The 12,847-nt window shown below is 42.8% G+C and carries 17 protein-coding genes; 3 read left to right on the forward strand and 14 right to left on the reverse strand.

Going from position 1 to position 12,847, the window contains the following annotated elements; translation table 11 throughout:
* Nucleotides 1-6: 6 nt before the first annotated feature.
* Both holA and BFW96_RS21510 read right to left on the reverse strand, forming a co-directional pair.
* Nucleotides 7-1,050 carry a DNA polymerase III subunit delta gene (gene holA / locus BFW96_RS12000; protein WP_014664666.1) on the reverse strand — a complete coding sequence of 348 codons (1,044 nt, stop codon included), beginning with the start codon at nucleotides 1,048-1,050 and terminating at the stop codon, nucleotides 7-9.
* Nucleotides 1,051-1,089: 39 nt separating this feature from the next.
* Nucleotides 1,090-1,203, reverse strand: a complete 114-nt coding sequence (locus BFW96_RS21510; protein WP_134975484.1) for a hypothetical protein — start codon at nucleotides 1,201-1,203, stop codon at nucleotides 1,090-1,092.
* A gap of 76 nt (nucleotides 1,204-1,279) precedes the next feature.
* Between BFW96_RS21510 and BFW96_RS12005 the strand changes: the two genes are divergently transcribed.
* The gene (locus BFW96_RS12005) at nucleotides 1,280-1,414 is read left to right on the forward strand and encodes a YqzM family protein (RefSeq protein WP_003229983.1); all 135 of its coding nucleotides are present in this window, start codon (nucleotides 1,280-1,282) and stop codon (nucleotides 1,412-1,414) included.
* Between the two features lie 40 nt (nucleotides 1,415-1,454).
* On the opposite strand, the gene BFW96_RS12010 is transcribed toward BFW96_RS12005, so the two are convergent.
* The 3 genes from BFW96_RS12010 to BFW96_RS12020 all read right to left on the reverse strand — a co-directional run bounded on the left by BFW96_RS12010 (nucleotide 1,455) and on the right by BFW96_RS12020 (nucleotide 5,042).
* A complete protein-coding gene (locus BFW96_RS12010; RefSeq protein ID WP_069839519.1) occupies nucleotides 1,455-3,785 on the reverse strand; it encodes a DNA internalization-related competence protein ComEC/Rec2 in 2,331 nt (776 codons plus the stop codon).
* A gap of 3 nt (nucleotides 3,786-3,788) precedes the next feature.
* Nucleotides 3,789-4,358 (reverse strand): ComE operon protein 2, encoded by a 570-nt coding sequence (locus BFW96_RS12015; RefSeq protein WP_014664668.1) that lies wholly within the window; start codon nucleotides 4,356-4,358, stop codon nucleotides 3,789-3,791.
* A 66-nt stretch (nucleotides 4,359-4,424) separates the two neighbouring features.
* Nucleotides 4,425-5,042, reverse strand: a complete 618-nt coding sequence (locus BFW96_RS12020) for a helix-hairpin-helix domain-containing protein (RefSeq protein WP_069839520.1) — start codon at nucleotides 5,040-5,042, stop codon at nucleotides 4,425-4,427.
* A gap of 83 nt (nucleotides 5,043-5,125) precedes the next feature.
* Between BFW96_RS12020 and comER the strand changes: the two genes are divergently transcribed.
* Nucleotides 5,126-5,947, forward strand: a complete 822-nt coding sequence (gene comER / locus BFW96_RS12025; RefSeq protein ID WP_069839521.1) for a late competence protein ComER — start codon at nucleotides 5,126-5,128, stop codon at nucleotides 5,945-5,947.
* Nucleotides 5,948-6,012: 65 nt separating this feature from the next.
* Here comER and BFW96_RS12030 read toward each other — a convergent pair whose 3' ends face one another.
* From BFW96_RS12030 to BFW96_RS12065, 8 genes are read right to left on the reverse strand one after another with little or no spacing between them, the layout of a single operon-like run.
* Nucleotides 6,013-6,756, reverse strand: coding sequence for a class I SAM-dependent DNA methyltransferase (locus BFW96_RS12030; protein WP_014664670.1), 744 nt, complete (start codon nucleotides 6,754-6,756; stop codon nucleotides 6,013-6,015).
* Complete coding sequence (gene rsfS, locus BFW96_RS12035; protein ID WP_014664671.1) at nucleotides 6,753-7,109, reverse strand: ribosome silencing factor; 357 nt, start codon at nucleotides 7,107-7,109, stop codon at nucleotides 6,753-6,755. The genes BFW96_RS12030 and rsfS overlap by 4 nt, the downstream gene beginning before the upstream one ends.
* A 17-nt stretch (nucleotides 7,110-7,126) precedes the next feature.
* On the reverse strand, nucleotides 7,127-7,687 hold the full coding sequence (gene yqeK / locus BFW96_RS12040) for a bis(5'-nucleosyl)-tetraphosphatase (symmetrical) YqeK (protein ID WP_014664672.1): 561 nt from the start codon (nucleotides 7,685-7,687) through the stop codon (nucleotides 7,127-7,129).
* A complete protein-coding gene (locus tag BFW96_RS12045) occupies nucleotides 7,677-8,246 on the reverse strand; it encodes a nicotinate-nucleotide adenylyltransferase (protein WP_014477393.1) in 570 nt (189 codons plus the stop codon). Before BFW96_RS12045 ends, yqeK begins: the two co-directional genes overlap by 11 nt.
* A 10-nt stretch (nucleotides 8,247-8,256) precedes the next feature.
* A complete protein-coding gene (gene yhbY, locus BFW96_RS12050; protein WP_014664674.1) occupies nucleotides 8,257-8,547 on the reverse strand; it encodes a ribosome assembly RNA-binding protein YhbY in 291 nt (96 codons plus the stop codon).
* The gene (aroE, locus tag BFW96_RS12055) at nucleotides 8,541-9,383 is read right to left on the reverse strand and encodes a shikimate dehydrogenase (RefSeq protein WP_069839522.1); all 843 of its coding nucleotides are present in this window, start codon (nucleotides 9,381-9,383) and stop codon (nucleotides 8,541-8,543) included. The genes yhbY and aroE overlap by 7 nt, the downstream gene beginning before the upstream one ends.
* 17 nt (nucleotides 9,384-9,400) lie before the next feature.
* The gene (gene yqeH, locus BFW96_RS12060; protein ID WP_069839523.1) at nucleotides 9,401-10,501 is read right to left on the reverse strand and encodes a ribosome biogenesis GTPase YqeH; all 1,101 of its coding nucleotides are present in this window, start codon (nucleotides 10,499-10,501) and stop codon (nucleotides 9,401-9,403) included.
* 3 nt (nucleotides 10,502-10,504) lie between these two features.
* Nucleotides 10,505-11,023, reverse strand: coding sequence for a YqeG family HAD IIIA-type phosphatase (locus BFW96_RS12065; RefSeq protein ID WP_003226126.1), 519 nt, complete (start codon nucleotides 11,021-11,023; stop codon nucleotides 10,505-10,507).
* Between the two features lie 361 nt (nucleotides 11,024-11,384).
* Between BFW96_RS12065 and sda the strand changes: the two genes are divergently transcribed.
* The gene (gene sda / locus BFW96_RS12070) at nucleotides 11,385-11,525 is read left to right on the forward strand and encodes a sporulation histidine kinase inhibitor Sda (RefSeq protein WP_003226124.1); all 141 of its coding nucleotides are present in this window, start codon (nucleotides 11,385-11,387) and stop codon (nucleotides 11,523-11,525) included.
* 305 nt (nucleotides 11,526-11,830) lie between these two features.
* Here the strand turns inward: sda and BFW96_RS12080 are convergent, their stop codons facing one another.
* Nucleotides 11,831-12,562 carry an SGNH/GDSL hydrolase family protein gene (locus BFW96_RS12080; protein WP_014664678.1) on the reverse strand — a complete coding sequence of 244 codons (732 nt, stop codon included), beginning with the start codon at nucleotides 12,560-12,562 and terminating at the stop codon, nucleotides 11,831-11,833.
* Between the last annotated feature and the right edge of the window lie 285 nt (nucleotides 12,563-12,847).

Below are 12,847 nucleotides of genomic sequence, written 5' to 3' on the forward strand. Positions count from 1 at the left end.
CGATCCTCAATAATGGGGATCGTTTTTTTCATTTCTTTTTAACAGCTGTAAAAGGAACAGTTCGAGCAGGAGCTGCTTGTCCTTTTTACCGGTTTTCATCTCATAGTCCATGACGGCAAGCTGCTCAATGATAGAACGGAGCTCCTCCTCTGAAAAAAGCCTCGCTTGATCCATCGCCAGCTTTACCCGAAATGGGTGAACTTTTAGATTAGAAGCGATTTGTTTTTGTCCGTACCCCTGTTCCGCAAAGTACTTTGTCTGCAGAATCAGCCGGAACTGGTTCGAAATAAGCGCCATGATCTTGATCGGTTCTTCATTTTGTTTAAGCAAATCATAAAAAATTTGCAGACTCTCAGTTCGTTTTCGGTTGACGATTTTATTGATCAGCTCAAAAATATTTTGTTCAAGGCTTCTAGCAACAAGCATTTTCACATCATCCAGCGTAATTTCTTCACGGTCTCCAATAAACGTGCAGAGCTTTTGAATCTCCTGAAAAATCGATGACAGATGTCCATTCACAAGCAGAACCAAATGCTCCGCCGCTTCAGTGCCAATTGTTTTTTGCTCTGTTTTTGCAAGGTTGACAGTAAAGTCTGTTGTCTCCTTTGCGTTTAATTCCTTCGCCTCCATCATAAACGCGTGCTTCTTTAACGCTTTCGTCAGCTTTTTCCGCTCATCAAGCTTTTCATACGGAGCAAGCAGGACAAAAACTGTATAAGGCGCAGGCGATTGTATATACGATTCAAGCGCACTTATGTTGTGCTCCAGTTTTTCTTTTTTCTTTTCACCTGTTAAAAAATATGGATTTTTGACAATGACAAGACGCCGCTCCCCCATAAACGGAAACGTTTCAGCATCTGCAATCGCTTGATCCAGCGGGTCCTCTTCCAGATCAAAAACAGATAGATTGAAATCCTTTGTCTCCTGATCAACGACCGTCTGTCTGATCCTGCTGACGGTTTCCTGCAGCAGATATGTCTCTTTTCCGTATAAGCAATAAACCGGATGGACATCTCCTTTTTTCAGGCTTTTCCACACATCAAATACCATTGTTGTACGACTTCCTCTCTTTCATCATCCCCTTCTATCCTAAATTGAGTTTACAAAATAGTAAAGAGGAAGCCTGACTGCTGCTTCCCCATTTATATTAAACGCCTGTTCGCAAGCCCCCGGGACAGCTTGTAAAAAGGCGATAATCACCAGAACAGAAAACGTTACCTAAGCTTCTAGATTTTTCAAAACGATTCGATTATACTTAAATCAGTCAGGAGGGATAAAGTTGAATGATTTTGAAAAAAACGTTCAAAGCAAACGAAATGATGCTGTAGACTCAGCTGTTGGTTTTGTTGTGTCCTTCGGATTTTTCGCCTTCTTGTTTGTCATGGCAACGGTTATTCACCTGGTTGGTTCATAACAGCGACTGCCCGGGCTGCTGATTTCTCGGCAGTCTTTTTTTAGTTCGTCTCTGTTATATCTGATGTATCATATGGAGGATAGACAGAAAAGGTTCCAACTCTGTTTTGATATCTATATTGGATCGTTCCGTTTTGATCTGTACGCAGCACACGGATAGAATGTCTCTGTAATATCTGCAGAACTTCTTGATGAGGATGGTGATACCGATTGTTTTTCCCGGCTGAGATAATGGCCGTTTTCGGCTGAAGCTGTTTGATGAATTCTTCACCGGTAGAGCCTTTGCTCCCATGATGCCCCACCTTTAACACATCTGCTTTTATATTCGGAAACACCTTCATCACCTCTTGTTCCCCTTCTTTCTCCAGATCACCCGTCAAGATCCAGCTCATACCGCCCATTTCCATCCATAGAACGAGAGATGAATTATTTTTGCTTGCCGGATCAGGCGCTTCCGGTGACAGTACATGGAACTGCAAATCCTTTATTTGCAATACATCGCCTCGCTTCACCTCTTCAATTGCCACTCCCTCTTCTTTAGCTGCCTGCAGCACTTTTTCATCTTTAGGTTCAGAAACGAATCCTTTCGGAATCACGAGGCGCTTTACTTTGTGGTGCTTCAGCAAGGTCTCCGCCTCTCCGATATGATCTTGGTCAGCGTGCGTCAGAATTAAAGCATCAAGCTGGTTGATTCCCTTAGCAGTTAAAAATGGAATCAGCACCTTTTCCCCCAGTGAAAACGGATGTTGTTTTTCACGCCAAGGCTCTGACGAGTAAGACAAAGTGCCGCCAGTATCGATTAAGACATGTCCCCGCTGATGCGGAGCACCTACATACATGCTGTCCCCCTGCCCAATATCAATCATATCCACTTCTCCTTCGGGACTAAGACGCGGAGATGCAAAGAGAAGAAACAGCACCGAGCAGCAAATGCCGCTGGTTACCATCAACTGAGAAAAGGAGCGTTTTTCAATCGACATCAGCAATAGGATGATAGTCACTGTGAATAAAAAGAGAAGAACAGGCACGGGACGTGCGATGATAAGCGTGAACACATCAATATCTGCGATTTTTGTGATCAGCTTATTGGCCCAGCTTATCAAGAAATCAAACCAACTGAAAAACAATCTGCCAAATGAAGAGGAAAGACTTAATAGAAGAACACCTGCTACAGCCCCCGGCAAAATACAGAACGTATAAAATGGAACCAACAGCATATTCATCGGTATGCTGATGATTGAAAACTGATGAAAATGATACAGGAGAATCGGAAGCGATCCGAGCTGGGCGATGAGTGATACAATTGCCAGCTGACCCATGGAGGTTTTTATCTGCTGAAAAATAGAAGAGGAAAGAATTAAAGAAAAACTGACGGCGAACGATAGCTGAAAACCGGCTTCAAAGAGATGATAAGGATTGAAGAGCAGAAGGGCGATATATGAGAGACAGATTGCCGTTGCCGAGCGGACACGCCATTTGACGAGACTTCCAGCTAAGTAAACACCTGACATTAAAACGGCGCGAAGCACTGAAGGAGCAGCGCCGGTCAACATCACATAGAGCGGCAGAAATAATAGCAACAGAATTGACGCCTTTTCTCTTGTTATACCGACACGGATCATGATAAAAAACAATCCCGCTGTCAAAATCCCAACGTGGAGCCCTGAAATCGCCAAGAGATGGACAACACCAAGCTTTTGATACGCGGTAAGCACTTCGTCCTCCACATAAAATCTGTCACCAACTGTAAGTGCCTGTACAATTCCTGCCGAATCAGGAGGCAGCAGGCTGTTTGTGAATGATATGATATGTTTTCTCAAGCTGAGCACCTTATACTTGAAATTTTCAGGTTCGCTGCAGTTTTGGATAGACGTGACAGAGTAGTTCCAATGAATATGCTGCCGATAAAGATACTCGTTATAATCAAATGCACCCGGCACAGTTGCGTGATTCGGTTCTTCCAATGTACCAGTCAACTCACATGACATTCCTGATTCTATGTATAACAGCTTTTCTTTTTCATCAGCAGACTGAATGCGATACGCAGCAGCCCATTTTTCCTTATCAGGTGTCTTAACGATCATAGACATACGGTCGCCGTCAATTTTGGGAATAGTGTCAATCACTGCCTTGAAATGATAGGTTCCCTGCCGATAGGAAGAGACATTCTGAGAATCTGTGACTGCATACAGTACAAAAAACAATATAAAAGAGAAGAAACAAACAATAATGAGAAAAGCGTGCCTCGTTTTGATTAAAATGATGAGGAGAAAGAGGATGAATAGAAAAGTAGCGGGGAAATAAGCGGCGGCAGTAATTCCAGCCGTTGCCGAAGCTGCCGCCAAAGGCAATAACAAACGCGAATTACGCATTCATCACACGTAGCTCGTGAAAAGTGTATTCGCCTGTTCATGTATCTTTTTCAATTCTTCCTCCGCTAAACCGGCATCGGCCAATTTCCCTATAAGACCCGCTACAAATGAAAGCTTTTCCCTGTTTTTCAAATCAACGATCATTTCATCGAGTTCAACCTGTTCAACAGTTACACCCGCCTGTTCAAATAATTCCTGCGCATACGGATTTGTTTTGTAATCCTCAGCATAATAAACCGTTTTGATACCCGCTTGAATAATAGATTTGCAGCATTGAATGCACGGATAATGCGTCACATAAATCTCCGCTCCATCAGTCGGTACCCCAAACTTAGAGCATTGTAGAATCGCATTCATTTCAGCGTGAATCGTTCTTGCACAATGATCATCTATCATTAAGCATCCTTCGTCGGCACAATGCACGCCGCCGGCGATTGACCCGTTATAGCCTCCTGCAATCATGCGTTTGTCTCTGACTATAGTAGCGCCGACAGATAATCTCGGACAGGTGCTGCGCAGCGCCAATAAATGGCTTTGAGCCATAAAGTATTGATTCCATGATATTCGTTCCACGTTGTTCCCTCCAAATGTTGTGTTGCCTGACCTTTAGTTTACCTATCATAATGCATGACCGTCAAATCACTTTACTGAAATGGAAGACTTTATTTTCTCAAATGACTTTTCGCCTATTCCTGAAACCTTCGTGATATCTTCAATAGTCTGGAAACGCCCATTTTCTTCCCGGTATGCAATAATAGCTTCAGCTTTGGATGGCCCAACCCCTGAGATACCTTGTAACTCCTCTACGGTGGCTGTATTGATATTTACCAGCTCCCCCTTCCCTCCACCGCTTTGGACAGCTCCTCCGGCACCCTGTTGCCCTGCTGTTTCCTCCCCTTTTTTCGGGATGTACACCACTGTCCCGTCCTGCAGAATCTCCGCCAAATTCACTTGCACTTCATCTGCTTGCTCATTGGTTCCGCCTGCTTTCTCAATTGCCTGAGATACTCTGTCCCCTGTTCGCATTTCATAAACGCCAGGATGCTGAACAGCACCTTTGATGTCTATCACAATTGCTTCGCTTGACTCATCTTTGACTGCTTCCTGCTTTACCTCCGTATTTACCGTCTCAGTTGGTACAGCCTGCTTCACCGGCTCTTTGTTTCTCCCGCTGGCCAGAAAGATCATAATTGCTGTGAAAACAGCTGCAGAAGCCGCTAAAATCATTGCTTTCTTATGCTGATTCAACCAATTCATCGTGCATGTTCCCCGCTTTCGTCATATTTTATTTTCATAACACATATGGTTTAGAGGATAATAGCTCAAAGGAGGGGAAACCATTGAAGGTAGGCTTTATCGGCACAGGAAATATGGGTACGATCCTTATAGAATCATTTATTGAATCAAAAGCAGCCGATCCCTCAAACATGACAATCACAAACCGCACAATTGAAAAAGCGTTGCACATAAAAAATCGCTACAACAGCATCAACGTTACCGAAAGTCTCGAAAAGCTCGTTTCTGAAAACGAAATGATTTTTATTTGTGTTAAGCCGCTTGATATATATCCTTTATTGGCAAGAGCGTTACCTTATTTAAGAAAAGATCATATTCTCATTTCAATTACAAGCCCCGTTCAAACCGAACAGCTCGAACAATATGTGCCGTGTCAAGTGGCACGAGTGATCCCAAGTATTACGAACAGGGCGCTGGCAGGTGTTTCTCTCGTCACTTTCGGCACAAGCTGCGGCGAATCTGCAAAAGCGAAAATCAATGGGCTGATGCAGCATATTTCTCATCCGCTGCAAATTGAAAGTGACATTACGAGAGTTGCATCAGACATCGTAAGCTGCGGCCCCGCTTTTATGAGCTATCTGATTCAACGGTTTATAGATGCAGCTGTTTCGGAAACGTCAGTGTCTAAACAGGACGCGATTTTGATGTGTAAGGAAATGCTTATCGGAATGGGAAAACTGTTAGAAACCGAATTGTACACCCTGCCTGCATTACAGGAAAAGGTTTGCGTTAAAGGCGGTGTAACGGGAGAAGGCATTAAAGCGCTGGAAAGCGGTGTGCAGGATATGTTTCATCGGGTATTTCAAAATACTCATATGAAGTACGAGGAGGATATTTCCGCAGTGAAAAAGCAGTTTCATGTGTAGGCGAGTATGTCATACTTTTGTCTGTACTGCAAAAGCATAAAAAAGCATTTTAAAAAACCATCGTTTTAGGAAACGATGGTTTTTGGTTTCTGCGCCTTGAAAAATAGGCGTTCTGATTGTGCTGATGGCTCGGAATCCGTAAAATCAGCTGTCACGTGATGGAGCTGAAAGCCGCAGTTCTTCAGCATTTCTTCGTATTCATCCACTGGGAACGTTCTTTGCTCGTGTGTCTCATCAAAGCGGTCATATGCTTCTCCGTTCCAAACAAAAAACGACATATCATGAATGACAGAAAGCTCTTCACTTCCAGCAAAGCTCTGCCAAATATAGCTGATATCTTCGTCCTGGTCAGCAAATGTGCTATCCGGAAAAACTTCCGCAATTTTATAAGATGAATGAACATCAAACAGCAAAATGCCTCCGGGCTTTAACACCCGAAACACACTTTTAAAGGTTTGGATTACATCATTTTTTGTTTTTAAATAATTTAATGAGTCACAGCATATCGCAACAGCATCAAACTGACCGTCAAAGCCGGAAATCTCTCTCATATCCTGCTGAAGAAATAGAATAGGCTGGCTACTAGATACCTTTTGCTGGGCGAAGGAAAGCATCTCCTCGCTGAGGTCGATGCCTGTAACCTCGAAACCTTTTTCGGCAAGCCGGATAGAGATTTCTCCCGTGCCGCATGCAAGATCAAGAACACGGCCTTTTTCCGGGAGAGATGCATCAATCCATTTTGTCCATTGATCATAAGGCGCGTGTGACATCAACTCGTCATACACGCTTGCAAAGCCTTGATAAATCATTGGTTCATTCCAAGGTCAAGATCTGCGAGCGGAGCGTCTCCCCACAGCTTTTCAAGGTTATAGTAGCTTCTTTCGTCCTTGTGGAAGACATGAACAATCACATCGCCAAGATCAACGAGCACCCATCTTGCTTCATCAAAGCCTTCCATCTTTTTGACTTGAATGCCGTTTTCATCAGCCTGATCCTTGATTTCACGGGCAATCGCCTGCACCTGTTTATCTGAATTTCCGTGGCAGATCAAAAAATAATCAGCAACTAGAGAAATGCCTTCCATATCCAGTGCTAAAATATCCTCTGCCCGTTTATCATCGCATGCCGCAGCTGCGAGCTTTAAAATGGCCTTTTGGTTCATTCACAAATTCCTCCTGTTCAGTTGCCAGACACAAGCCAGTTATATGTTAAAAATGTGTCTGGAAAAACCGGTTGATTTTTTTTCATAAGAAAAACCATTGTATTTTTAATGGACTGAATCAGCGCTTGATTCAAATCAGTTTCAGCAAGCTTACGCACCTCATCGACACCGGGAAATGCCCGATTAGGCTCAATGTAATCAGCAACGTAAATGACTTTTTCTAAAAGTGTCATGCCAGGGCGCCCTGAGGTATGATACCTGATGGCGTCAAGAATGTCTTCATCTTGGACACCCGCTTCTCTTTGGACCAAATACGCGCCGACCGGAGCGTGCCAGAGCTCCGGATTATGATCCAATAAATGCGCAGGCATTTTTTCTCGCGCAATAATTTGTTTCATTTCTTCTTTTGGGCGGAATTTAGCATAATCATGAAAGATCGCCGCTGTTTCCGCTTTTTTAGAATCGGCTCCAAAACGCTCCGCAAGTTCGATCGCCGTGTTCATCACGCCAATCGTGTGGATATATCGGTGTTCGGTCAATTGCTGCTTCACGCATGCAAGTGCCTCCTCACGATTCATATAAACCATTCTCCTCTACATACTTCTTCACTTTATCAGGGATTAAGTAGTCAGTGGGCTTCTTGCTTTTAAACCGTTCCCTTATCATAGTTGATGATACCTCAAATTCCGGAACGTCTGCAAAGAGAAGCGGATAAGGGGTTTCAACATGAAAACCGGGGCGCTTTACTCCAATAAATTGAATGAGGTTCAGCAGCTCGTCCAGCTTATACCATTTCGGCAAATATTCAATCATATCAGCACCGATAATAAAGAACAGCTGATCATTTGGATAACGCTGCTTCAATAAAGAAACGGTATCAAAGGTATATGATGGCCCTTCTCTTTCCATTTCAACAAGCTCCAGCTTAAAGGACGGATTGGATTGAATCGCAAGCTTCAGCATTTCCACGCGATGAAAGCTGTCGGTATAGTCTTCGTCCTGTTTATGCGGCGGAATTTGATTGGGCATAAACCAAATTTCATCAAGCCCCGCCTGGTACAGCACCTCATTCGCCATTAAGAGGTGACCATTATGCGGAGGATCAAACGTGCCTCCGAAAATTCCGATTTTCTTCATTTCAACCACCTTAAGGAAGCTCGATTTGTTTATTTTCCTTTGATTCCTTATATAACACAATTGTATTGCCGATTGTCTGCACCAATTGAGAGCGGCTTCCTTTTACAAGAGCGTCCGCCACATCATTTTTATCCTCTTCGCAATTCTGGAGAACACTGACTTTAATCAGCTCTCTCGCTTCAAGTGCCTCAGCAATTTGTTTAATCATGTTGTCGTTTACTCCGCCTTTACCTACTTGAAAAATCGGCGTTAAATGATGCGCTTTTGAACGCAAAAAACGTTTTTGTTTACCTGTTAACATTCTGTTCCTCCTAATTTTCCTATTACAATTGATCTCATTTTTTCAATATCAGGCTCTTGTCCAGTCCACAATTGGAAGGATAAAGCCGCCTGTTCAACAAACATGCCCACACCATCGAGTGTTTTTAAGCCTTTTTGGCTTGCTTCTTTTAAAAGGGCAGTCTGAATTGGATTATACACGATATCACATACGACAGCACTGTTTGCGGCACGCTGTAATGAAAGAGGCACTTCATCCACGTTCGGATACATGCCCACTGATGTTGTATGGATGATCACATCATACTGCTCAAGACGTTCTTCTGCTTCTTTTATGCTTAATACTTCTTTATTGTGAAACGAAGGAGTGGATTCTGTAAGCCGCTTTGCTTTTTCCAGCGTCCGGTTGCAAATGTCAAATTTTTTTGGGCTATTACGGACAATTGTTGTAAAGATGGCTCTCGCCGCTCCGCCCGCGCCGATCATTAAAAATGACAGTTCAGAGATGGGCTTGTCTAATACCTTCATTAATGACTTCACAAAGCCTTCCCCGTCGGTATTGTATCCGACAAGCTTGTCTCCCTCTCTTCTGACCGTGTTTACGGCACCAAGCACTTTTGCACTCTCATCAATATGATCCAAATAATCCATAATAGAAACCTTGTGCGGGACAGTCACATTGATTCCGTGTACGCCTAGAGCTTTTATTCCCTTTACCGCATCCTCCAGATCATTCTCTTCCACCTTGAAGGCATGATAATGCCCGTCAAGCCCAAGATCTTTCAATGATGCGTTATGAATATCAGGTGACATGGAATGGCCAATCGGATTTCCGATAACCCCGTACAGCTTTTTCATACTCCTCTCCCCTTTTCTTAAATTAATGAGCGCCGAACAAATACATGAACGCCTTTTGGAGCGTATGCAGTTACCTTTTTATCGGTGTCATGGACAGTAACCCAGCCTAACCCAGAGAAAACGATATCTGTCTTTTTGTCTTTTATCGTAAACGTATGGGCGACCAATTCCGGAAACTCATCCATTTCATCTTTACCCGGAGGCGTGAGCAATTCCCCTGCATGCTTTTCATAAAGCGCATCTGCATTTTCAAGTTTTGTTCTATGAATCATCAGCTCATTTGGCATATAGCAAATAAAAGGAGATCTTTCCCCAGACACATAATCGAACCTTGCAAGTCCGCCAAAATACAGTGTTTGCTGATCATTAAGCTGGAAAGTGCGAGGCTTCAGCTCTTTTTTAGGGGATAGTATTTTCAGATCCTTCTTATTGACATAATGCGCCATTTGATGGTTGTTGATAATTCCCGGAGTATCATAAAGCGCTGAGCCGTCATCCAGCGGAATTTCAATCGCATCAAGGGTTGTGCCAGGAAATTGGGATGTTGTAATAATATCTTCTTCACCTGACACTTCTTTAATAATCCGGTTAATAAAGGTGGACTTCCCTACATTTGTACATCCAACAACATAGACATCTTTGCCGTTGCGGTAATGCTCAATCGCATCAATGACTTCTTTGATTCCCTGGCCGCGTCCCGCACTGACCAAAAATACGTCAACCGGTTTTAAGCCCAGCTCTTTCGCTTCACGTTTCATCCATTGGATCAGACGCTCTCTTTTCAGTGACTTAGGCAAAATATCCGCTTTATTGCCAATTAATAAGATAGGGTTCCCCCCCACCAAGCGCTGCAGCCCATTAATCCAGCTGCCGTTAAAATCAAAAATATCAACTATTTTTACGACAAGAGAGTCCGTTTCCCCAATACCGTGAAGGATGTTCAAAAAATCATCATCCGTTAAGGAAACATCTTGTATTTCATTGTAGTTTTTCAGTCTGAAGCAACGCTGGCAAATCACATTTTCTTTCGTAAGCGATGCAGGCGGCGCGTACCCCAGACCTGTTTTGTCCTCGGTTTGGATTGCAACTCCGCATCCGATACAAACAACCTTTTCCATTTCTTACTCCTCCCACTGAATGTGCCCTTTTCGTTTGAGAGCACTCAGTATTCTGCGTTCAACCTGGCGATTAAAGCGCGTAATGAATCCGTCAGAGGAAGCGACAGGCACGACCAAAATCGTATGGTAGCCGTTTCGGTTTCCCCCGAGTACATCGGTCAGCAGCTGGTCTCCGATGACCACGCAGTCCTCTTTTTTCAGCTCCATATTGCGCACCGCTCTATTAAAGGCTTTACCCATCGGTTTTCTTGCTTTATAAATGAATGGGATTCCAAGCGGTTCAGAGAAAAGTTTCACTCTTCTTTCATTATTATTAGAGACGATTGTCACTTTAATGCCGTGTTCCTTCATTTCTTCAAACCACTCGATCAAGCGCGGCGTCGCGTTCGGCCTGTCCCATTCAACAAGCGTATTATCCAGATCAGTAATAATCCCTTTTACATTTCGTTCCTTTAATTTTTCAGGTGTAATATGAAAAATATTTTTTACAAACTCGTCAGGTAAAAAAAACTTTTTTAACAAAACCCGCACCCTTCCCTTTTCTTTCTCCTTAATATGATTGTCGAAAAAAATCGAACTTGCGCCTAAAGAAAAACTGAGCAAAAAAATTTCGACAAAAATTGGGTTTCTTCACCAGGTGTGGATAAATTTACACACACTATCCACTCTTATTACATCACTCTTTAGACAAATTATAAACACGATACTCACAAGTTATCCACTTTTTGGTGTGGATAACAGAACGATTGTTCTTATATTCATTTCATGGTAGATTAAAGATAACTTCAACCTCAGATAAACGCAACTTATCATTGTATGCGTTAAGATCATGAATGATTCCAACTTTTAAGGAGGTGCCTCTCCCATTAATTGGGTTCCTAGCATGAGAAAACTGTCTGATGAATTACTAATAGAATCTTATTTCAAAGCCACCGAGATGAATTTAAACCGTGACTTTATCGAGTTAATTGAAAACGAAATAAAAAGAAGATCGCTCGGACATATTATTTCCGTATCTTCTTAATAGGAATTTGTCTATTTTTTCCGGGCGTATTTCCTTTTTTTACTCAGATGACTGATATTATATCACTTCGGCTGCGCGCTTTACTACTATTTTCAGCAAAAAACACCCCTAAAAAGAGGTGTTTTAAAGGGCCGGTTATTATGCTAACCAGTATATGCCGCCCACAACCAGGAGAACAACAACTAAAACAACAATAAAAGCGTATCCATATGCTCTGCCTGCGCCATACATGTGAAGCGCCTCCTTAATAAGGTTTTATAACAGCCTATGTAGGAGAAATAAATCGGACTAGGCGGTTGTCCGGCTCAACGCTGCAGAATCTGCCCATCTTGTATTCCTTCATATACGATCCTTGCCCCTTTAGGTGTCATATGATTGCCTGAAGGATCTATAAGACCGGATTGGATAAGCGCTTCATCAGTTGCTTTTCCGCCGTCTGCTTCTATAAAATGCTTCCAGTTATCTACAAGAGGGACATTCAGGCGCTTCGACACATCTCTTGTAATATCGTTGTATGAGTCGTGCCATTTCCTTGCTCCGCCTTTTGGTTCAAAAGCAGCTGCTTTATATCTGGAATAGTAAAACAGATGATGCTTCCCATTACCTTCTATAATTGGAATACACGTCATTAAGATTGGCTTGATCCCGTGTTTTCTGCTTTCTTCGATAAAATAAACCAGATTTTCTCTAAAACGCTGCTTCGACACTCTCGGTTTTCCCTCAGTCAGTATGGCGGCGTCATTTGTGCCGAACATAATAAACAAATACTTCGGTTTTTGATCCAGCACATCTGTCTGAAACCGAAGACGGGCATCCTCTGTCGTCTGCCCTCCGATTCCCGCATTGAGTATATCAAGGTTACCGCGTTCAGCTGTTTTAAGTATATTGACCCACTGTTGTGCTTTTGGATAATCGCGATAATCCCAATTAGAGCCACGCGTATTGCTGTCACCAAAAGCTACAACGTCTTCGTATCCCATTCCCTCGCACCCTGCTGTAACGAACAACAGAAGGAAAAGGATGATAAAATGTTTCATCTTTACACCCCCAAAAGCCTCACCTTAATGTTATACCTCTGTTTCCCTTCGTTCAACGAAGAGTTTTTTTGCTAACACTGTTTTTTCCTATAGTTAACGTGTCCCCCTCAGTGAATATCATTCTGCTTTCATTGCGGCGCAGCAGATGACTTTTTATTTTTAAATTCCCTTCTCTCTAATCTGAAAAACACACAAACCAAAGGAAATAAATAGGCTAAGATACAGCTTATCCCTTAAGGTTATGGTTACCCTTTCTATCTCCCCTATGTTAAGAAAACAGAGAGA

It is taken from the genome of Bacillus sp. F56 (assembly GCF_001748205.1).
Classification (GTDB): domain Bacteria; phylum Bacillota; class Bacilli; order Bacillales; family Bacillaceae; genus Bacillus; species Bacillus stercoris.